General features: G+C 72.3%; 17 protein-coding genes. 13 read left to right on the top strand and 4 right to left on the bottom strand.

Annotated features, from left to right (window positions below):
• The first annotated feature begins 69 nt into the window (after positions 1 to 69).
• From IF55_RS29510 to IF55_RS29500, 3 genes are all read left to right on the top strand, one after another.
• The gene (locus tag IF55_RS29510; protein ID WP_030888188.1) at positions 70 to 1,827 is read left to right on the top strand and encodes a serine/threonine-protein kinase; all 1,758 of its coding nucleotides are present in this window, start codon (positions 70 to 72) and stop codon (positions 1,825 to 1,827) included.
• Between the two features lie 266 nt (positions 1,828 to 2,093).
• Positions 2,094 to 3,716, top strand: a complete 1,623-nt coding sequence (locus IF55_RS29505; RefSeq protein ID WP_030888185.1) for a succinic semialdehyde dehydrogenase — start codon at positions 2,094 to 2,096, stop codon at positions 3,714 to 3,716.
• Between the two features lie 61 nt (positions 3,717 to 3,777).
• The gene (locus tag IF55_RS29500; protein WP_037966459.1) at positions 3,778 to 5,586 is read left to right on the top strand and encodes a GMC oxidoreductase; all 1,809 of its coding nucleotides are present in this window, start codon (positions 3,778 to 3,780) and stop codon (positions 5,584 to 5,586) included.
• 583 nt (positions 5,587 to 6,169) lie between these two features.
• Here IF55_RS29500 and IF55_RS29495 read toward each other — a convergent pair.
• On the bottom strand, positions 6,170 to 6,466 hold the full coding sequence (locus IF55_RS29495; RefSeq protein ID WP_030888179.1) for a chorismate mutase: 297 nt from the start codon (positions 6,464 to 6,466) through the stop codon (positions 6,170 to 6,172).
• Positions 6,467 to 6,740: 274 nt separating this feature from the next.
• On the opposite strand from IF55_RS29495, the gene guaA reads away from it, so the two are divergent.
• The 5 genes from guaA (at position 6,741) to IF55_RS29470 (ending at position 11,375) form a co-directional block, all read left to right on the top strand.
• Positions 6,741 to 8,327, top strand: a complete 1,587-nt coding sequence (gene guaA, locus IF55_RS29490) for a glutamine-hydrolyzing GMP synthase (RefSeq protein WP_030888175.1) — start codon at positions 6,741 to 6,743, stop codon at positions 8,325 to 8,327.
• A 117-nt stretch (positions 8,328 to 8,444) separates the two neighbouring features.
• Positions 8,445 to 9,041, top strand: coding sequence for a Uma2 family endonuclease (locus IF55_RS29485; protein WP_030888171.1), 597 nt, complete (start codon positions 8,445 to 8,447; stop codon positions 9,039 to 9,041).
• 91 nt (positions 9,042 to 9,132) lie between these two features.
• A complete protein-coding gene (locus IF55_RS29480; RefSeq protein WP_030888169.1) occupies positions 9,133 to 9,729 on the top strand; it encodes a Uma2 family endonuclease in 597 nt (198 codons plus the stop codon).
• Positions 9,730 to 9,816: 87 nt separating this feature from the next.
• Positions 9,817 to 10,605 (top strand): class II aldolase/adducin family protein, encoded by a 789-nt coding sequence (locus IF55_RS29475; protein WP_030888166.1) that lies wholly within the window; start codon positions 9,817 to 9,819, stop codon positions 10,603 to 10,605.
• A 224-nt stretch (positions 10,606 to 10,829) separates the two neighbouring features.
• The gene (locus IF55_RS29470; protein WP_078645451.1) at positions 10,830 to 11,375 is read left to right on the top strand and encodes a DoxX family protein; all 546 of its coding nucleotides are present in this window, start codon (positions 10,830 to 10,832) and stop codon (positions 11,373 to 11,375) included.
• 85 nt (positions 11,376 to 11,460) lie between these two features.
• Here IF55_RS29470 and IF55_RS29465 read toward each other — a convergent pair whose 3' ends face one another.
• Complete coding sequence (locus IF55_RS29465) at positions 11,461 to 11,682, bottom strand: hypothetical protein (protein WP_030888160.1); 222 nt, start codon at positions 11,680 to 11,682, stop codon at positions 11,461 to 11,463.
• Between the two features lie 53 nt (positions 11,683 to 11,735).
• Positions 11,736 to 13,043 carry a PspC domain-containing protein gene (locus tag IF55_RS29460; RefSeq protein WP_037966452.1) on the bottom strand — a complete coding sequence of 436 codons (1,308 nt, stop codon included), beginning with the start codon at positions 13,041 to 13,043 and terminating at the stop codon, positions 11,736 to 11,738.
• 234 nt (positions 13,044 to 13,277) lie between these two features.
• On the opposite strand from IF55_RS29460, the gene IF55_RS29455 reads away from it, so the two are divergent.
• The 4 genes from IF55_RS29455 (at position 13,278) to IF55_RS29440 (ending at position 18,727) form a co-directional block, all read left to right on the top strand.
• On the top strand, positions 13,278 to 15,224 hold the full coding sequence (locus IF55_RS29455; RefSeq protein ID WP_048832712.1) for a protein kinase domain-containing protein: 1,947 nt from the start codon (positions 13,278 to 13,280) through the stop codon (positions 15,222 to 15,224).
• Positions 15,225 to 15,336: 112 nt separating this feature from the next.
• The gene (locus tag IF55_RS29450) at positions 15,337 to 16,611 is read left to right on the top strand and encodes an ATP-binding protein (RefSeq protein WP_030888153.1); all 1,275 of its coding nucleotides are present in this window, start codon (positions 15,337 to 15,339) and stop codon (positions 16,609 to 16,611) included.
• Positions 16,612 to 16,733: 122 nt separating this feature from the next.
• Positions 16,734 to 17,453, top strand: coding sequence for a LuxR C-terminal-related transcriptional regulator (locus IF55_RS29445; protein WP_030888150.1), 720 nt, complete (start codon positions 16,734 to 16,736; stop codon positions 17,451 to 17,453).
• Between the two features lie 158 nt (positions 17,454 to 17,611).
• Positions 17,612 to 18,727, top strand: a complete 1,116-nt coding sequence (locus IF55_RS29440) for an alpha/beta hydrolase (RefSeq protein WP_030888147.1) — start codon at positions 17,612 to 17,614, stop codon at positions 18,725 to 18,727.
• Positions 18,728 to 18,823: 96 nt separating this feature from the next.
• Here the strand turns inward: IF55_RS29440 and IF55_RS29435 are convergent, their stop codons facing one another.
• Complete coding sequence (locus IF55_RS29435) at positions 18,824 to 19,912, bottom strand: C40 family peptidase (protein WP_030888145.1); 1,089 nt, start codon at positions 19,910 to 19,912, stop codon at positions 18,824 to 18,826.
• A gap of 429 nt (positions 19,913 to 20,341) precedes the next feature.
• Here IF55_RS29435 and IF55_RS29430 point away from each other — a divergent pair, with 429 nt between their 5' ends.
• The gene (locus IF55_RS29430) at positions 20,342 to 20,695 is read left to right on the top strand and encodes a hypothetical protein (protein WP_030888141.1); all 354 of its coding nucleotides are present in this window, start codon (positions 20,342 to 20,344) and stop codon (positions 20,693 to 20,695) included.
• Positions 20,696 to 20,923: the final 228 nt, after the last annotated feature.

The raw sequence follows: 20,923 nt of genomic DNA, 5'->3' as shown, positions 1-20,923 counted from the left end.
CCCCGACCCGCCGTCGGCGGGCCGGTACGGTACCCGCGGCCGGGCTGATGGGTGGGGCAAGATGAGGCCATGGGGACCTTCGGTGGAGGCGGTCGGCTGCTGGCCGGGCGTTACCGGCTCGGGGAGCGGCTCGGGCGGGGCGGTATGGGGACGGTCTGGCGGGCCACCGATGAGTTGCTCGGGCGCGAGGTCGCGGTCAAGGAACTGCACCTGACCGACGCCCTGTCCGCGGCGCAGGCGGACGCGCAGCGGCAGCGGACGCTGCGGGAGGCCCGTACGGTCGCGCAGCTCAAGCACCCGAACGTGATCGTCCTGCACGACGTGGTCGAGGAGGACGAACGCCCGTGGATCGTCATGGAGTTGGTCGACGGCCGGTCCCTGGCCGACGCGCTCGCCGCCGACGGCCCCGTCGCGGCGCGGGAGGCGGCGCGCATCGGCGTGGCGATCCTGGGGGCGCTGCGCGTCGCGCACGCGCGCGGCGTGCTGCACCGCGACATCAAACCCCCCAATGTGCTGCTCGAAGCCGCCACCGGCCGCGTCGTCCTCACGGACTTCGGCATCGCGCAGGTCGAGGGCGCCACGACCATCACCGAGACCGGCGCCTTCGTCGGCTCCCCGGAGTACACCGCCCCCGAGCGGATGTCCGGCCGCACGACCGGCCCCGAGTCCGACCTCTGGTCGCTCGGCGTGCTGCTGTGCGCCGCGCTGAGCGGCGAATCCCCCTTCCGGCGCGACTCGTTGGGCGGCATCCTGCACGCCGTCGTCTACGACGAGATCCGGCCCCCCGTCGCCGCGGGCGAGCTGCTGCCCGTCGTCCGGGGCCTGTTGGAGCGGGACCCGGCGCGAAGAATGGGGGCGGCCGAGGCGGAGGGGCGGCTGCGCGCGTATCTGCGTACGGGCCGGATGCCGGTGCTCGGACGGCCGTACGCGCCGACGCAGGCGAGCGTCCCCGTGCCCGCCGCCCCCTCCGCCGTAGCGTCCTCCTCCGCCGCCACCCGCATCCGGCGCTCGTTCCCGCGCCCCTCGGACGCCCCCGACGCCCCGTCGCCGGACGCCGCGCAGGCGGCGCGCGCCAACCGGGCCCGGATCGCGCTGATGGCCGCCGTCGCGGTCGTCGCGCTCGCGGGCGTGAGCGCGGGGTTCGCGGCGCTCACGCTCGGCGGCGGCGAGGGCGACGGCGGCCCCGGAACCACCTCGGGCACCCCCACCGGCAGCGCCTCGACGCGCCCCTCCCAACGCCCCACGGACGCCGACCGTACGGCCCCGGCCTCCGCCACCACGCAAGCCCCCGCCCCGGGAGCCCCCGCCCCGAAGACCCCGAAGACCCCCGGCCCGCAGGGCGCGCCGGGCTCGGCCGCGCGCGGCACCGCCCCCGCCGGCTACCACCTCGTCCGCGACCCGGCCGGCTTCACCCTCGCCGTGCCCGACGGCTTCACCCGCTCCTTCGAGCCGCCGCGCGTCTTCTACTACGCGCCGGGCAAGACGTTCCGGCTCGGCGTCCACATCCAGGACCAGCGCCCGGACGGCCCGCTCGGCGCGATGCGCGCCTCGCACGCGCAGGGCGCGGTCCACTACCCCGGCTACCGCTCGGGCCGCGTCGAACGGCTCTCGCGCGCCGGACGCCCGGCGGCGCTGTGGGAGTTCACGTGGAACGGCTTCGACGCGGCGGCGGGCCCCCGCCATACGTACGACCTGACGTGGAACGAGGGCGACAAGATGTACGACGTGTGGGTCTCCTCCCCGCTCGGCGAGGCGGCCACGGGGCGCCGCCACTTCGACACCGCGCTGGGGACGTTCGTACGGACCGCCCCGGAATCGGCCCCCTGAGCCCCCGCGTCTCCAAGCCCCCGCCCTGAGCCCCCGCGTCCCCGAGCCGCCGCCCTGAGCCCCCGCGTCTCCAAGCCGCCGCCCTGAGCCCCCGCGTCCTGAGCCGCTGCCGCCCCGCCCCGAGCAGGCTCACCGGCCCCGCCCACACCCCCTGACCTGCCCCTTCGCCCCTCCCCGCCAGCAATCGCTGGCGCAATTGTGAGTGACCGGTGAAAACCGGCTACTGGCGGGTACCCAAAGCGCCCGCCCCGTCATACGCTCGCCGCATGACGGACTCGCAGGGCAGCCCACAGGACCGTTCGACCCCGGCCGGCGGCAACCCCGCCGCCGCCCCCGGCGGGCGCACCGCCGCCGACGTGGTCACCCCCGACCTCGTGGCCCGCCTGACCCACGGCGTGGCCGGCACCGGCACCACGGCCAACCACACCCCCTTCACCGGGGAGAAACTGGCCGACCTGCCCGAGGCCACCCCGGACGACGTCGCCGCCGCCTTCGAGCGGGCCCGCGAGGCGCAGCGCGGCTGGGCCGCCACGCCCGTACAGCGGCGCGCCGCGATCCTCCTGCGCTTCCACGACCTCCTGCTGCGCCGCCAGTCCGAGGTCCTGGACCTCATCCAGTTGGAGACCGGCAAGACGCGGCTGCACGCGCACGAGGAGGTGCAGAGCGTCGCCGTCGCCGCCCGCCACTACGGCCGCCGCGCCCACGCCTATCTGCGGCCGAAGGCGCACACCGGGGTCGTACCGACGCTGACCAAGGTCACCGAACTGCGCCAGCCGCGCGGCGTCATAGGGCAGATAGCCCCCTGGAACTACCCCCTCGAACTCTCCGTCAGCGACGCCCTCCCCGCCTTCGTCGCGGGCAACGCCGTCGTCATGAAGCCCGACACGGAGACCGCCCTCACCGCCCTGTGGGCCCGCGACCTGCTCATCGAGGCCGGGCTGCCGGCCGCCGTCTGGCAGGTCGTCCTCGGCGAGGGCCCCGTCGTCGGCCCCGCCGTCGTCGCCCACGCCGACTACGTCTCCTTCACCGGCTCCACCCGTACGGGCCGCGAGGTCGCCCAGGGCGCCGCCGCCCGCCTCGTCGGCGCCTCCCTCGAACTCGGCGGCAAGAACGCCATGCTGGTCCTCGCCGACGCCGACCTCGACAAGGCCGCCGCGGGCGCCGTCCGCGGCTGCTTCTCCTCCGCCGGGCAGCTCTGCATCTCCATAGAGCGGCTGTACGTCCACGACTCCATAGCCGACGCGTTCCTGGAGCGCTTCGCCGCCCGTACGAAGGCGCTGCGGCTCGGCACGGCCCTCGCCTACGGCGCGGACATGGGATCGCTCGTCGGCGAGCGGCAGTTGGAGACCGTCAGCCGGCACGTCGAGGAGGCCGTCGCCAAGGGCGCCCGGCTCGTCGCGGGCGGCAGGCCCCGCCCCGACATAGGCCCCCTCTTCTACGAGCCGACGATCCTCGACGGCGTCGAGCCCCCCATGGCCGTGTGCACGGAGGAGACCTTCGGGCCCGTCGTCTCCGTCTACCGCTTCACGGACGAGAAGGAGGCCGTACGGCGCGCCAACGCCACCCCGTACGGGCTCAACGCCAGCGTCTGGTCCAAGGACGGCCGGCGCGGCCGGGCCGTCGCCGCCCGGCTGCGGGCCGGCACCGTCAACGTCAACGAGGCGTACGCCGCCGCGTACGGCAGCGTCCAGTCGCCGATGGGCGGCATGGGCGACTCCGGGCTGGGCCGCCGCCACGGCTCCGAGGGCATCCTCAAGTACACGGAGGCGCAGACCGTCGCCCAGCAGCGGATCGCGCCGCTGGCCCCCGCCTTCGGCCTCGACGACGAGAAGTACGCGCGGCTGATGACGCGCAGCCTGCGCGCGCTCAAGGCGCTCCGCTTCCGCTGACCGCCGGCCCGCCGCCCTTATCCGCAGAGCGGAGCGGTCCCACCGATCTCAAGGAGAGCCAGTGCCAGGGGAGAAGCGCGTTCACGACTACGACGTGATCGTCGTCGGCTCGGGGTTCGGCGGGGCGGTGGCCGCCCTGCGCCTGACCGAGAAGGGCTACCGGGTCGGCGTCCTGGAGGCGGGCCGCCGCTTCACCCGCGACACCCTCCCCAAGAACTCCTGGGACCTGCGCAACTACCTGTGGGCGCCGGCCCTCGGCCTGTACGGCATCCAGCGCGTCCACCTCCTCGGCAAGGTGATGGTCCTCGCCGGGGCCGGCGTCGGCGGCGGCTCTCTCAACTATGCCAACACCCTCTACGTACCGCCGAAGCCCTTCTTCGACGACCCGCAGTGGGCCCGCATCACCGACTGGCAGCAGGAGCTGGCGCCCTACTACGACCAGGCGCGGCGCATGCTCGGCGCCCGCCTCAACACGACCATGACCCCCTCCGACGTCCACCTCAAGGCGGCCGCCGAGAAGATGGGCGTGGGCGACACCTTCCACATGGCGCCGGTCGGGGTGTTCTTCGGCGACGGCGACGACGCGGGCGGCGAGGTGCGGGCCGCGCCCGGGGACGAGGCCCCCGACCCGTACTTCGGCGGCGCGGGCCCCTCCCGCAGGGCGTGCACCGAGTGCGGCGAGTGCATGACCGGCTGCCGCCACGGCGCGAAGAACACCCTCACCGAGAACTACCTCCACCTCGCGGAGCGGGCCGGTGCCGTCATCCACCCCATGACGTCCGTCGTCGCCGTCCGCGAGGACCCCGCCGGCGGCTACCAGGTCGCCGCCCGCCCCACCGACGACCGGCGTACGGGCCGCGCCACGGTCTTCCGCGCCGCGCAGGTCGTCATCGCCGCCGGCACGTACGGCACCCAGACCCTGCTGCACACCATGCGCGACAAGGGGCTGCTGCCGGGCATCTCGCCGCGCCTCGGCCACCTCACCCGCACCAACTCCGAGGCCCTGGTCGGCGCGCAGACCGACGACCGCCGCTACCGCAAGGCACACGGCGCGCCCCGGGTCGACTTCACCCAGGGCGTCGCCATCACCTCCTCCGTGCACCCGGACGAGCACACGCACATCGAGCCCGTGCGGTACGGCAAGGGGTCCAACTCGATGGGCGCGCTCACCATCCTCCAGGTCCCGCACGAGGGCCGCGCCCCCCGAGCCCTGGCCTACGCCGCCCGGTGCGCCCGCCACCCCCTGCTGCTGCTCCGCTCCCTGTCCAACCACCGCTGGTCCGAGCGGACCATCATCGGCCTGGTCATGCAGTCCCTCGACAATTCGCTGACCACCTACCGCAAGCCCAAGGGGATCGGCAAGGGGCTCCTCACCGCCCGCCAGGGCCACGGCGCGCCCAACCCGGACCACATCCCCACCGCGACCCGCGCCGCGTCCCTGCTCGCCGAGGAGATCGGCGGCTTCGCCGGCAGCAACGTCGGGGAGCTGATGGGCACCCCGCTGACCGCGCACTTCCTCGGCGGCTGCCCGATCGGCGCCGACGCGGAGCACGGCGTCATCGACCCGTACCACCGGCTGTACGGGCACCCGGGCATCCACGTCGTCGACGGCTCGGCCGTCTCCGCGAACCTCGGCGTCAACCCGTCCCTGACGATCACCGCCCAAGCGGAACGAGCCATGTCGTTCTGGCCGAACAAGGGCGACCCGGACACCCGCCCGGCGCAGGGAGCGGCGTACGAGCGGCTGCCCGCCGTCGAGCCGCGCAGCCCGGCCGTGCCGAAGCACGCCTACGCGGCGCTGAACCTGCCGTTCCTGCCGGTGCCCGCCGTGCCCCCGAAGCCCGCCCGGCCGTACGACGAGGGGGAGTGAGCGAAGGGCCCCGGGAGGCCGCTCGCGGGGGCGGGGCGGCCTGCCTCGGGGCCCTAGGCTGTCGGCTCCGGCGTCAGGGCAGCGCCGGTGCCGAAGGGGCGGCGCCGGGGGGAGCGCCGCTGGCTATGGGGTGCGTACAAGCTGTGACCGGCCCGGTGGTCAGGACCATTGGCGGTGCGCCGCGACGGGGTGTGCCGCTCTGCGCGCCTTGGGTGCATCGTCCTGGATGCGCCGCGCCGCACGCAACCGTTTCGACCGGATACGGTCGGTCCCGGGCGTCCCCAGAACCGACCGTCCAGTGTGTGGTGACCGGGCTGCTGTCCCCTGCTGACCGGTCACCGGACCACCGGAGCGAGGTCCCACGACGTACGCGCTCGTACGTCACACGCTCCGGCGGCTCCGCCCTGTCGTGAAGGGCGCCCAGAGAACAGGGGCGGAAACCACGCGTGGATCAAGTGGGCCGCTCCTGGCTGGCGCGGACACCCGGTCCAACGAGGGGCGCGGGCGGCCGGTCACGCGCCGTACGGGTGACGGGCCCCGAACACAGGGCCGCGGGGACGGGGCGGGGGCGCGGCCAGGCCGCTCAGACCCGGCCCCGGCACAGCTCCAGCAGCGTCATCGCCAGCGCCGTGCCGGGCTTGCCGAGCTGGTCGCTGTAGTGGCCGATGATCTCCATCTCGCGGGAGAGGTTCACACGGCGGCCGCCGGAGGCGATGCGCTCGCGCTGGATGACGGCCGAGGCGGCCATCCGTTCCTGGACGAGCCCGATGATGCGTCCGTCCAGATCGTCGATCCGCTCCCGGGCCCCGACGATCACGGCGGCGGCCTCGTCGGTACGGGCTCCGGTGTCGACGGCGGGGGCGGTGGGGGTGCTGCTCATGTCCGTATCTCCTGGGGTTGGGGACCCCGGAACCGACGATCGATCAGTGTGATCCGACCCGGTGCTCTCGGCGAGCGAAGAACGCGGAACGCCCCGGGCCTGTCGGCCCGGGGCGCCTGGGAAGTCGCTTGTCGATCAAGCAGCACGACCATGGCAGCCGGACGGGCCGGTGCCATAGGTAAAGACGAAGGTCACGTGCTTGAACATGGCGCCCAGTATGAGCCCGTTAGAATCGAAAGTCCAACCCCTGTTCCACCGCCGGAAGGCCGCCGAAGTGCCCTCAGCGTCCCCTGCAGCCGCCCCCGACACCGTTCTGGTCGTCGACTTCGGCGCGCAGTATGCCCAGCTCATCGCCCGTCGCGTCCGTGAGGCCCGGGTCTACAGCGAGATCGTCCCCTCCACCATGCCGGTGGCCGAGATGCTCGCCAAGAAGCCGAAGGCGATCATCCTCTCCGGCGGCCCGTCGTCGGTCTACGCCGAGGGCGCCCCGATCGTCGACCGCTCGCTCTTCGAGGCCGGGGTCCCGGTCTTCGGCATGTGCTACGGCTTCCAGCTCATGGCCACGGCGCTCGGCGGCACCGTCGACAACACCGGGGCCCGCGAGTACGGCCGTACGCCGCTGACGGTCTCCCGGCCCGGCTCCACCCTCTTCGAGGGCACCCCCGCCGAGCAGCCCGTGTGGATGTCGCACGGCGACGCCTGCTCGGCCGCGCCCGAGGGCTTCACGGTCACCGCCTCGACGGACGTCGTGCCGGTCGCCGCGTTCGAGAACGACGAGCTGAAGCTGTACGGCGTGCAGTACCACCCCGAGGTCATGCACTCCACCCACGGTCAGCAGGTCCTGGAGCACTTCCTCTACCGCGGCGCGGGCATCGAGCCCACCTGGACGACCGCCAACGTCGTCGACGAGCAGGTCGCCGCCATCCGCGAGCAGGTCGGGTCGAAGCGGGCGATCTGCGCGCTGTCCGGCGGCGTCGACTCCTCGGTCGCCGCGGCGCTCGTCCAGCGGGCCATCGGCTCCCAGCTGACCTGCGTGTACGTCGACCACGGGCTTCAGCGCAAGGGCGAGACGGAGCAGGTCGAGAAGGACTTCGTGGCCGCCACGGGCGTACAGCTCAAGGTCGTCGACGCCGAGGAGCGGTTCCTGACCGCGCTCGCCGGGGTCAGCGACCCCGAGCAGAAGCGGAAGATCATCGGCCGCGAGTTCATCCGGGTCTTCGAGCAGGCCCAGGCCGAGCTGGTCGCCGAGGCGGGCGCGGCCGGCGAGGACGTCGCCTTCCTCGTCCAGGGCACGCTCTACCCGGACGTCGTCGAGTCCGGCGGCGGCACCGGCACCGCCAACATCAAGTCCCACCACAACGTGGGCGGCCTCCCCGAGGACCTGGAGTTCCAGCTCGTCGAGCCGCTGCGGCAGCTCTTCAAGGACGAGGTCCGCATGGTCGGCACGGAGCTGGGCCTGCCGGACGCCATCGTCCAGCGCCAGCCCTTCCCCGGCCCCGGCCTCGGCATCCGCATCGTCGGCGAGGTCACCAAGGAGCGCCTGGACCTGCTCCGCGAGGCCGACGCCATCGCCCGCGAGGAGCTGTCGGCGGCCGGCCTGGACCGCGAGATCTGGCAGTGCCCCGTCGTCCTCCTCGCCGACGTCCGCTCCGTCGGCGTCCAGGGCGACGGCCGCACCTACGGCCACCCCATCGTGCTGCGCCCCGTCTCCTCCGAGGACGCCATGACGGCCGACTGGTCCCGCCTCCCCTACGACGTGCTCAGCCGCATCTCCACCCGCATCACCAACGAGGTCGACGAGGTCAACCGCGTCGTCCTCGACATCACCAGCAAGCCCCCCGGCACCATCGAATGGGAGTGACCCCCCACCCCTGAAGGTCAACGCCGACGCCGTCGCTCATTCGTTTGGGTGGCGGCGTCGTCGTATCCGCTGGGTACGCTGCCCGTACAGGCGAGACTCTGCCGCATGGGAGCAACCATGAGCGCCGCACGTGAGTACGGGCCGGACGCCCAGCACGAATGGCCGCGCCCGCCCCAGGGCGGCTGGACGGCGGACGACCTCGACCGGCTTCCGAACCTCCCTCCGCACACGGAGCTGATCGACGGGAACCTGGTCCTGATGAGCGCGCAGACCCGATTCCACTCCCGCACCCTGCGCCTCCTGGACAACGCACTGCTCGCCCAGGCCCCGGACCATCTGGACGTCGACCGCGAGATGACGGTCCGCCTGGACGACCAGAACCGCCCGGAGCCCGACATCGTGGTCTTCCGAGCCGAAGCCGCCACGGCCTCCGACCAGACCTGGTACGCGCCCGAGGACGTTGTCCTCACCGTCGAGGTCGTCTCACCCGACTCCAGGGCCCGCGACCGCGAGGTGAAACCCCGCAAATACGCCGCCGCCGGCGTCCCGCACTTCTGGCGCGTGGAGAAGAGCAACGACCTCCCCGTCGTGTACGTGTACGAGCTGGACCCCGCCACCAGGTCGTACGCGCCCGTAGGCATCTACCACAACCGCCTCAAGCTGTCCGCGCCCTTCCCCATCGACATCGACCTCACCGCGAACGGCAGGCGATAGCCGTCAACGCCGACGCCGTCGCTCATTCGTTTGAGCGGCGGCGTCGTCGTATCTGCTGGGTACGCTGGGTTTACGGCCCAGAATCCCGTCCATGGGAGGAATCATGACCGCTGAGATCGCGCACCACTGGCCGGTGCCGCCGCAGGACGGTTACACCGTGGACGACCTGCTTACGCTGCCCGACCTCCCGCCGCACACTGAGTTGATCGACGGGAGTCTGGTTTTCGTGAGTCCGCAGCGGGATTTCCACAGCATCGTGATCGATATGTTGGTGGCTGGTCTGCGCCGTACGGCACCGCTCGAAATGAAGGTCCGACGCGAGATGACCGTTGTGCTCGACAAACGCAACGGGCCGGAGCCGGATGTCGTGGTCGTGCAGGCCGATGCGGTGAGGAGCCGTAACCAGACCTGCTTCCAGGCCGGGGACGTGCTGCTCGCCGTCGAGGTGGTCTCGCCGGAATCCGAGGCCCGTGACCACGACACCAAGCCCCACAAGTATGCCGCTGCGGGCATCCCGCACTTCTGGCTCGTCGAGATGGCCGGCTTCGATCACGCACCGGTCGTGCATGCCTTCGAGCTCGACAAGACGAAGCGTGCGTATACGCCCGTCGGCACCTACCGTGACACCCTCAAGCTGACCGCCCCCTTCGATGTCGACATCGACCTCACCGAGATCGACAACCTCTGACGGCCCGCCCCTGTTCTCCGGCGGTACCGGGCGGTAGCTTCCGTCCCGTACGGACATTCCCGCGCGCTATCGCCGGAGGAGAGCGTCATGTCGCAGGCACCGGAGCCCATACCCACTGATCAGCTTCATTTCGCGCTGCCGCCGAAGCACGAGAGCGTCGCGGAGGAGCGGCGGTACCGCAAGGAGCGGCTGGCGGCCGCGTTGCGGTTGTTCGGGCGGTTCGGGTTCGAGGAGGGGGTGGCGGGGCACATCACGGCGCGGGACCCGGAGTTCACGGACTGTTTCTGGGTGAACCCGTTCGGGATGTCGTTCAAGCACATCACGGTCGACGACCTCATCCTCGTCAATCACGCCGGGCAGGTCGTCGAGGGGCGCTACCACGTCAACCAGGCCGCGTTCGCGATCCACTCCCAGGTCCACCAGGCCCGTCCCGACGTGATCGCCGCTGCGCACAGCCACTCCACGTACGGGCGCGCCCTGTCCTGTCTCGGGGAGCTGCTGGACCCGATCACGCAGGACGTCTGCGCCTTCTACGAGGATCACGCTCTCTTCGACGACTACACCGGGGTGGTCGTGGACGAGGAGGAGGGGCGGCGGATCGCCAGTGCGCTCGGGTCGCACAAGGCCGTCATCCTGCGCAACCACGGGCTGCTGACGGTCGGGGACTCGGTGGACGCGGCGGCCTGGTGGTTCATCACCATGGAGCGCTCCTGCCAGGTGCAGCTCGCCGCGAAGGCGGCCGGGAAGCCCGTGCTCATCGACCACAAGAGCGCCGTGCACACCCGCGAGCAGCTCGGCAACGACCTCGTCGCATGGATCAACTACCAGCCCCTGTACCAGCAGATCACGCGCAGCGAGCCGGAACTGCTCGGCTGATCCGTACCCGCGCCTGGCTCAGCGGACACCGCTGCACAACCGCGAACTCCGGGCCGCCGCCGGTACGTTGACCCCCACCGCGCCGGCCTCCGCTACCGCCGCCCGCCGTGACTGTCGCCGCCGCGGCCGTTGCGGTCTGAGACCGCGGCCCCAGCCGTACGTATGGTCGTGGGCGAGGGCTCAACCGGTGTCCGACGGACGGTGACAGAGAGGCGGCGGGTGTCATGGCACATGTGGACCGGACGATGGGGCCGGGGCTCGGCAGAGGCGGCGGGCCCGGCGGGCCAGGGGGGCTGCGGGCGGCGGCGGCCCGCTACGCGCTGCTGCCGCTGCGCGTCTTCCTCGGCGTCACCTTCATCTACGCGGGGCTCGACAAACTCACCGACGCGGCCTTCATGTCGGACAGCGGCGAGGGCTCCATCGGCGACCTGATGCGCGGCGTGCACGGCAGTTCGGCCGTACCCGCCTTCATCGACCTGGCGCTCAAGAGCCCCGTCGGCTTCGGCTACGCCATCGCCTTCGGTGAACTGGCCGTGGGCATCGGCGTTCTCCTGGGCATCCTCGGGCGGCTCGCGGCGCTCGGCGGCGCGTTGATCTCGCTCTCCCTGTGGCTGACGGTGAGCTGGGCCACGGAGCCGTACTACTACGGCAACGACCTCGCGTATCTGATGGCCTGGCTGCCGCTGATCCTGGCGGGCACACCGGTGTTCTCGGTCGACGCGGAGTGGGCGCGGCGCCGCCGACGACACGGCCAGCGCCTCTTCGGCTGAGCCGGGCGCCTCTTCGGCCGAGCGGGGGCGGGGGAGCGGCGGGCGAAGAGGCCGTGGCCCGCCGCGGACGCCGGCGCGGGCCCGGCTATCCCTCCTCCGGGCCCCCGCCCCGCCCGCCGCGCCGGCGCATGCCGAAGGCCAGCGCGGAGACGAGGCCCGCCGCGATGAAGCCCATGCCCATCGCGGGCAGCAGCGCGTAGGCGGGGAAATGCCAGAGCCCGGCCGCCATCGCCAGATACATCGCGCACCCGCCGAGGAACATCAGACCCACGACGATCTTGCCCGGCTCGAACTCATGCCGTCGCACGGCGTACCTCCGATGGGGAGTGGCGGCAGCGGACGCTGTCCCGCCATTCTCGTTCATGGCCTCTCACGGATCACCTCGGCCTGTCCCAGCCCCACCTTGAGCGAGAGCTCCAGCGTGCCGCGCGAGGGCTTGCCGTTGACCGGCTTCAGCGTCGTCTCGCGGTGCTGGCCGGGCTTGATGTCGATGTCGCCGGGCGTCTCGCCGGGCAGTTGGACGTCGCCGACGCCGATCCGTACGTCCGCCTCGACCGTGACGTCGTCGGGCACCGTCACCGTGAGCCGCCCCGCGCCGACCTCGGCCCGCGTCGCGACCGTCCGGTTACCGCGCCAGTCGACGCCGGTCAGGTCGAGGGTGCCGACGCCGCTGCCGATCCGGTAGTCGGGGCGTACGTCCGAGGCGTTCGCGGGGGCCCAGGTCTTGCGTGACCAGTCGGCCGTCACGGACTTGGGCAGCGCCGCGGCCCCCGTCAGCAGCAGGGCGGTCACGATGGCCGCGACGAGGGTGCCGCCGCCCGTACGCCCGTACAGCGAACTGACCGTGATGCCGAGGCCGAAGACGCCGAGCGCGCACGCGAAGCCGATCTCCAGGCTGGTGCCCAGTGGTTGGTGGCGCCAGGTCACGCCGATGGCCAGGCCCGCGGCGGCGAGCGCCCACAGGAAGACCCAGCCGCCCAGCGGACGGCCGCGCTTGGCGGACCGCCGGGCCACGCGCTCCGCCGCCTTCCGGCCGCGCGTCGCGGAGGGGCGCTCTTCCGGGCCGTAGTCGGGACCCCACAAATAGCCCGTGCCGGCCGAGGAATGGCCCGTCGCGCCGTCCTTGACGATCGGGTCGCGCCACCAGGACGGCGCGCCGGGCGCGGGCGGCGCCTTGGTCTCCGGCGGCGCGTCCTTCTGCGTGGTCGCGGCGCTGGTGGCGGCGGTCTCGCCGGCGCCGTCGGCGGACTGCCGGCGCTGCTGCGACCAGTACGTGGCACCGGCCATGGCGCAGATGAGCAGCAGTGAGAAGGAGACGACGCCGCCGTTGTTGAGCATCGACAGGAACAGTCCGCTGCCGACGAGCGCGCAGAGCACCGCCGTCAGCGCGGGCCCCTCGACCCGGCCGGACAGCAGCCGCCGCCCCTCGTTCTCCTCCTCGCCCTCCAACGGCACCAGCAGCCACGCGAAGCCGTACGCGATGAGGCCGAGGCCGCCCGCGACGGACAGGATGCCCAGCACCACCCGGAAGATGACGGGGTCGAGGTCGAAGCAGCGGCCGAGCCCGCCGCACACTCCGGCGACCACCTTGTGCTCGCGGCTGCGCCGCAGGGGCGGCCTGGCGCCCGGAGCGCTGTCCGCCGTTTCGGCGGTGGGTGCGTCGGTCATACGTACATGGTGTCAACCCATGGGCGGGTGAGGCATCCGCGGCAACCCTGGCCGTTCCCTGAGAACGTCCCTTAGGCAATGGCCGCTATCGTGATCCATCGAACATGAAGCGGGGAACCAGAGGGGAGCACGGTGTCGGAGTCGGTGACGGGCGGGGAGCCGGGGACGCGGTCCGATGAGCAGCGGCTGGTCGCCGGACGGTACCGGCTTCTCGAACGGATAGGCCGCGGCGGCATGGGCACGGTGTGGCGCGCCGAGGACGAGCTGCTGGGCCGCCAGGTGGCCCTGAAGCAGATCCACATCTCCCCGTATCTGGAGGACGACGAGCTCGCGACGCTCTACGAGCGGACCCGCCGCGAGGCGCGCAGCGCGGCCCGGATCGCGCACCCGAACGTGGTGGTCGTCCACGATGTGGTCGAGGACCGCGGCCGGCCGTGCATCGTGATGGAGTACGTGCCGTCGACGACCCTCGGCGACGTGCTCAAGGAGTACGGCACCATCTCGCCGGAGGAGACGGCCCGGATCGGGCGCGGCATGATCGCGGCGCTGCGGGCGGCCCACGCGGCCGGGGTGCTGCACCGCGACGTGAAGCCCGGCAACGTACTCCTCGGCGCCGAGGGCCGCGTCGTGCTCACCGACTTCGGCATCGCGCAGTCCAGTGGCACGTCGACGCTGACCAAGACCGGCGAGATGGTCGGCTCCATCGACTACATCGCGCCCGAGCGGGTCAAGGGCGGCAGTCCGGGGCCCGCCTCCGACCTGTGGGCGCTCGGGGCCACGCTCTACCAGGCGCTGGAGGGCCGGCCGCCGTTCCGCAAGGACACGCCGGTGGAGACGGCCTACTCGATCGCCGTGGACCCCTTCGAACCGCCGCGCCGGGCGGGCCCGCTGGCGAAGCTGGTCGAGACGCTGCTGGCGAAGGAGCCGGAGTTCCGGCCGCCGGCCGAGCTGGTGGAGCAGATACTGCGCGAGCCGATGGCGGAGGCCGAGACCGCGTACATCGACGCGATGGTCAAGCCGGCCGGGGCGGTTGGCGTGGCTGGGGCGGCCGGCTCTGTTGGTTCGGCTGGGGCGGCCGGGACGGTTGGTTCGGTTGGCGCGGCTGGTTCGGGCGTGGGGAGCGGCGGTACGGCGGCGGGCGGTACGGCCGCGGGGGCCGCGAGCGCTACTGGGGTCACGGCGGCCCCGCCTCCGGGGTTCGGCCCGGCCATGGCCATGGATACGGACACGGGCCCGGGTACGAGCACCGGGCGGGGCTACGGGCCGGGCGCGACCAACGGCGCCGGTACGGGCACGGGCACCCGGGAGGGCTACGGGCCGGGCGCGGGTACGGGCCCGACCGCCGTCGGCGCGGACCCGGCCGCCGGCTTCGGCACCGGCCCTACGGCCCAGGCGCCCTCCCACGCGGCGTCCTACGAGGCTTCCTACGCGGCGGCGGGACCGGGCTTCGGCGCCGCGTCCCCGGCCGAGGCGGGCCCCGGACCGTCATCGCCCTCGCCGGGCAAGGGCTCCTCGGACAAGCGCCGCGGCCGCGGCCGTACGGTCCTGTGGACCGCGATGGCCATGGTGGCCGTCATAGCCGCGGCCGGCGGCACGTACTACTACGTCACGGAGAAGAGCGGCTCGGGCGACTCCACCGCCTCGGCCGGTGTCTCCGGCGGGCAGGACGCCAAGCCCTCCGCGACGCGGTCGGCGAAGCCCACGCCCGGCAAGTCCAAAATGCCCGCCCCGCCGCCGGTACCGGGCGGCTACCGGAAGGTGACGGAGCATGAGCTGGGTGTCAGCTTCCCCGTACCGGACGGCTGGACCCGGCAGGAGAAGAACTCCACCGAGGTCAACTACATCGACCCCAGCGGCCTCGCGCGCATCCAGGTGAACGTCCTCGACTTCGCCAGCCCCGACCACCTCGCGCACTGGAAGGAGGTGGAGTCGCAGGTGAAGACGGAGCAGCGCGGCTACAAGCTCGGGCGGATGCAGAGGACGGAGTTCCTCGGGGAGCCGGCCGCCGTGTGGGAGTTCACGTTCCAGGGCAAGGCCCGGGAGTTCCGCGCCATCGACCTCGGCTTCGGGCACGAGGGTGGCGACGAGTACGCCATCTACCTCTCGGCGCCCTCGACCATGTGGGACGAGTTCCGGCCGGTCTTCGAGAACGTGCGTCAGGGCTTCCGCCCCCTGAAGTGACGCCGGGGGCGGCGGCGCCGGGCGGTCCCAGGGGCGGCGTGGCGCGGCTCTGCGGGTCCCCTCAGGGGTGACCCTGATGCCCGGGTCCCCGCTGACATGTGACGATCGTGGCATGACCGCCGCCTACACCGCGCCCCCCGACCCGGACGCCGCCCCGCCGCTGCGCAAGCTCTACCGCAGCGCGGAGGGGCGGATGCTGGGCGGCGTGGCGCGGGGGCTCGCGGGGCACCTGGGGCTGCCGGTGTCGTGGGTGCGCGTCGTGTTCGCCGCGCTGCTCATGTCGCAGGGGCTGGGCGCGGTCCTGTACGCGGTGTTCTGGTTCGTCGTGCCGCTCGGCGTCGGCGGCGTCGAGGCGCGGCGCGCGCCGGTCGAGACGCTCCCGGACGGCAGGCGCCGGCTGCTCATCCGCAAGCCCGACCGCGGCCAGATCTTCGCGCTGATCGCCCTCGTCATCGGGGCCGCGATCTTCCTCGACAACCTCCACCTCGGCCGCGCCAACGCCTACATCTGGCCCGTACTCCTCATCGGCGCGGGCGTCGCCCTGGTCTGGCGGCAGGCCGACAACGCCCGCCGCGCGCACTGGATGGAGGTCGGCCGGGCCAAGGGGGTGCTGCCGCTGGCGCGCGGCGCGACGGGCGTCGCCCTGGTCGGCGTGGGCGTCACGGGCATCGTGGTGCTCCAGGGGTCGGCCCGGCACCTCGGTACGGTCCTCCAGGCGTCGCTGGCCGTACTGGTCGGCATCGCGCTGCTGGCCGGGCCCTATCTCGTACGCATGACGCAGGACCTCACCGAGGAACGCACGATGCGCATCCGCGCGCAGGAGCGCGCCGAGGTCGCCGCCCACGTCCACGACTCGGTCCTGCACACCCTCACCCTGATCCAGCGCAACGCGGAGGACTCGCGCGAGGTCTCGCGCCTCGCGCGCGCCCAGGAGCGGGAGCTGCGGGCCTGGCTGCACCGGCCGGAGGGGCGCGGCAAGGACGAGGCGCAGGCGCCGCAGACGCTGGCGGAGGCCGTGAAGGCGGCGGCGGCCGAGGTCGAGGACCACCACGGCGTGCCGATCGAGGTCGTCGTGGTCGGCGACTGCCCGCTGGACGACAAACTGGGCGCACAGATGCAGGCCGCGCGGGAAGCGATGGTCAACGCGGCCAAGTACGGTGGCGAGGGCGGGGCGGTCCAGGTCTTCGCGGAGGTCGAGGGGCGCACGGTCTTCGTCTCCGTACGGGACCGGGGGCCGGGCTTCGACCTGGACGCCGTGCCGGGCGACCGGATGGGCGTACGGGAGTCGATCATCGGCAGAATGCAGCGCAACGGCGGCACGGCGCGCCTGCGGTCCGCGCCGGACGGCGGTACCGAGGTGGAACTGGAGATGGAGCGGTCGGAGTGAGCCGCGGAGCGAACCGCGGAGTGGGTTGTCGTGGTGGGGGGCGGCTGGGCTGAGTGGGTTTGTGCGGGTCGGCTGAGCTGAGTGGGCTGAGGGACGAGCGGGACGAGCGATGAGGGATGGCGATGAGTGAGGGCAACGAGGTAGCGGGCGCGGCGGGCGGTACCGGCGGCGCGGGCGGCGGTCGTACGGTGCGGGTGGTGCTGGTGGACGACCACCGGATGTTCCGTACGGGCGTACAGGCCGAGATCGGCGAGACGGACCGTACGGGCGTCGAGGTCGTCGGCGAGGCCGCCGACGTGGACCAGGCCGTCACCGTCATCACCGCGACCCGCCCCGAGGTCGTCCTCCTCGACGTGCACCTGCCCGGCGGCGGCGGCGTGGAAGTGCTGCGCCGCTGCGCCGCGTTGGCGGCCGCCCCCGAGCAGCCGGTGCGCTTCCTCGCGCTGTCCGTCTCCGACGCCGCCGAGGACGTCATCGGCGTCATCCGCGGCGGCGCGCGCGGCTACGTCACCAAGACCATCACGGGTACGGACCTGGTCGACGCCGTCTTCCGGGTCAAGGACGGCGACGCGGTCTTCTCCCCGCGGCTGGCCGGCTTCGTCCTCGACGCCTTCGCGTCGACCGACGCGCCCCCGGTCGACGAGGACATGGACCGGCTCACCCAGCGTGAGCGCGAGGTCCTGCGCCTGATCGCCCGCGGCTACGCGTACAAGGAGATCGCCAAGCAGCTCTTCATCTCGGTGAAGACCGTCGAGTCGCACGTCTCCGCCGTGCTGCGCAAGCTCCAGCTCTCCAACCGGCACGAGCTCACGCGGTGGGCCACCGCCCGGCGGCTGGTCTGAGGTCCGAGGTTCCACCTCCGCCCCGGGCGCTATATGACGCTCTCGTCACAAGCGGAACCTTGACGGTGCGTTCGCCATCTCATCCGGTCGAGAGGCCCTACGGGGCCGTTGGCAGCTCTGCCCCCTGCGGCTGCCCTTGATCCGGAAACGAGAGCTTGATGAGCCTGACGGGGACGCCTTTCTTCCTCACGTCGATTGTGCTGGTGATCGCCGCCCTGGCGGTGCCGCTGCTGCTGTGGAGCCGAATAGGCGGGCCGCGGCCCGTACGGGCGGTGACGCGGTTCGTCATGCTGCTCTTCGCGCAGACCACGGCGGTCGTCATGGTCTTCGTGATCGTGAACAACTCCAACGGGCTCTTCGACAACTGGGACGACCTGCTCGGCACCGGCGACCACGTCAACGCGGCGGCGGACCTCGGCGCCGACGGCACGGGCGGCAAGTCGGTGAAGCACGAACCCAAGGTCAAGCAGGACTTCAAGCCGGCCGGCGACCCCCGGATGGGGCCGGGGGTACGGGTCACCCAGCTCAAGGGGCGGATCTCCGGGGTGGAGGGCGAGGTGTACGTCTGGCTGCCGCCGCAGTACGACGACCCCGCCTACCGCGACCGCACCTTCCCCGTGGTCGAGGTGCTGCCGGGCTTCCCCGGCTCGGCCAAGGCGTGGTTCGGGTCGCTGAGCGTCAACACGCAGCTCAAGCCGCTGATGGAGAAGGGCGAGGTGGCGCCGTTCATCATCGTCGCGCCCCGCACCACCCTCCTCGGGGACACCGACACCGGCTGCGCCAACGTTCCCGGCAAGGTCAACGCCGACACCTGGCTGAGCGTCGACGTCCGCAAGATGGTCACGGACAACTTCCGGGCCGCGGAGAAGCCCGACGGCTGGGCCGTCGCCGGATACTCGGCCGGCGCGCACTGCGCCGCCAAGCTCGCCGTGGAGCACCCGGACCGCTACCGGGCGGGAGTGAGCCTGTCCGGCTACAACGACCCGGCTGCCGAGCCCGTCGCGCTGACCGCCAAGGACCCGGTGCTGCGGGAGAAGAACAACCCGTGGAAGATCCTCCAGCACGCGGTGACGCCGCCGCGGACCGCCCTGTTCGTCTCGGGCGCGGACGGCGACGGCTACCAGGCCGGTATGGCCCTCCAGCAGGCGGCCAAGGCCCCGACCACCGTGCACGTGGAGAAGATCCCGAAGGGCGCCGGCGGGCACGGCACGGTCGTGTGGCGGAAGCAGGTGCCGGAGGTCTTCAAGTGGCTGACCCATCAGCTCAAGGGGTGAGTTTTTGAGGTGTGCTTTCTCGCGGTGTGCTTTCTCACGGTGTGAGTTAAGGCTTGAGGTAAGGCGCGGGGTGCGGCCTGGGTGTGGGGTCTGGGTTTACGCCGGGCGCGTCGCGCCCGCGAACGGCATCTGGTCGATCGGCGCCACCCGCACCGGCGCCCCCGGGCGCGGCGCGTGGATCATCTTGCCGTCCCCGACATAGATGCCGACATGGCTGACGCCCGAGTAGAAGAACACCAGGTCGCCGGGGGCCAATTGGGAGCGGGCGACCTTCGATCCCGCGTTGATCTGGGTGTACGTCGTGCGCGGCAGCGACACCCCCGCCGCTCGCCAGGCCGCCTGCGTCAGGCCCGAGCAGTCGTACGCGGACGGGCCGGTCGCCCCCCACACGTACGGCTTGCCCAGCGCCGAGTACGCGAAGGACACCGCGCGGGCGGCCCGTTCCGTGGGGGCCTGGGTGGTGCCATTGCCGCTAGCCGCTCGTGTCGCCGAGCGGGATGCCGCTTGTAGCGCCGTGTCTCGGGTGGTGTTCGCGCTTGAATCTTCGTTCTGTGTGTCCGTGGTTTTTTTCGGCGGCAGTTCCTTCAGCAGGCGCTTCGCCGCGTCCAGTTTGGCCTCGGCGGATCGTTTGTGCGCCGCCAGTTCGCTCTGCGACTCCTTGAGGCGGGCCAGCTCCGCGTCGGCGGCGGTCCGTACCTGCCGTACCCCCTCCAGCTCGCGTTCCACGCGCTTCAGGGCGGCGGTCTGCCGCCCCGCCATGTGGTCGGCGCGTGAGGCCCGGTCCAGGTACTGCTCGGGGGAGGCGGAGAGCGCCAGCCGCACCGCCGGGGACAGGCCGCCCTCGCGGTACTGCGCCGTGGCGTACGCCCCCAGCGCGTTACGGGCCGCGTTGAGCCTTTCCGTTTTTCGCGCCGCCTCGTCGCGCAGCTCGTCCAGGGAGTCCTGCGCCGCGCGCTCCTTCTCCCGTGCGCCGTTGTACCGCTCGGCTGCCGCCTCCGCTTCCTGGTAGTAGCGGTCCACCTGGGTCTTGACCTGGGCCGGAGTGGGCTGGGGAGCGGCGTGCCCGGTGCCTTCGAGTGCGGTGCCGGTGGCCGCGCCGGCGAGGGCGAGGGTCGCGGCGGTGCGTGCCGTGCTGCCGGTGAGCGTGTACGGCCTGGGCCGTTTGGGCTTGCGGTGCGAGGCCACGGGGGCCGTCACTTCCTTTCGGTGCTCTTGCCTTTTGCCTTTTGCTTTTCTGTTTTTTGTCTTTGCTTATTGCCTCTTGCCGGGGGCGGGCGGCCCGGCGGTGGCCCGTATAGGGGGGCGGACCGCCGCCGGGCTTTCTCTGCGCAGTGGCCGACAGTCGCCGTTCGGGCGCGGTACGGACCCTGGCGGGGGCCGCTCGCCCTGACGGCGGCCGTGGGGAGCCGGTCACCTGGGGCAGGACGCTAGGCCCGTACGTCACGGGGATGCGCGGGCATGACCGGTATTGGATGAAACCGTGGGGATTGTGACTGGGTGTGATCGGTGGACTCGCGTCCGTACGGAAAGATTTCGGCCGCCACTGATCGAAGCGGCGAATGAGGCTGACCTGGCTGCTGGGGGGTGGTATGGCCCCGGCTACTGTCGGGCCTCATGGACGTACTGATTCACGCCGTCGTCGGCTTGCACATCATCGGCATCGCGGCTCTGCTCGGCGGCTTTCTCACCCAGATGAAGGCGATGGGCAAGGGCGAGGCGCGCATGGTGCCGGCGATGCTGCACGGTGCGCTGACGATGTTGGTGACGGGCGTGGCGCTGGTGGGGCTCAACCAGGCCGAGGACTACTCGGTGAACACCGTCAAGATCGGGGTCAAGCTGGCGTTGCTGGTGGTGATCTTGGGGCTGGTCTATGTGAAGCGGGACGACGACAAGGTGGAGGCGCCGGTTTTCGGGGTTGTGGGTGGTTTGACGGTGGTCAATATCTTCATCGCGTTGCTCTGGACGTGACGTTGGTTCCGGGTGCGGGTGTTGTGGGTGTTGTGGGTGGGTGCGGGGCCGGGCTCTCCGGGGTGGGGGTCCGGGACCGTATATTTACGGGCCGCTCACCCGGCATCCTGAAGGAACCCGGAACTCCGGCCCACAAATACACGTCAGCGTCCCGGACCCCCACCCCTCCGAACCCGGCCCCTCCCGTTCGTTCGGCCGCGGACCCCGGTGGGTGGGGGAGGGTGGGTG

Origin of the sequence: Streptomyces varsoviensis (assembly GCF_000718635.1) — a bacterium.
Taxonomy (GTDB): Bacteria; Actinomycetota; Actinomycetes; order Streptomycetales; family Streptomycetaceae; genus Streptomyces; species Streptomyces varsoviensis.
The sequence above is the reverse complement of the archived record's forward strand: the minus strand, read 5'-3'. Positions and strand labels throughout refer to the sequence as shown.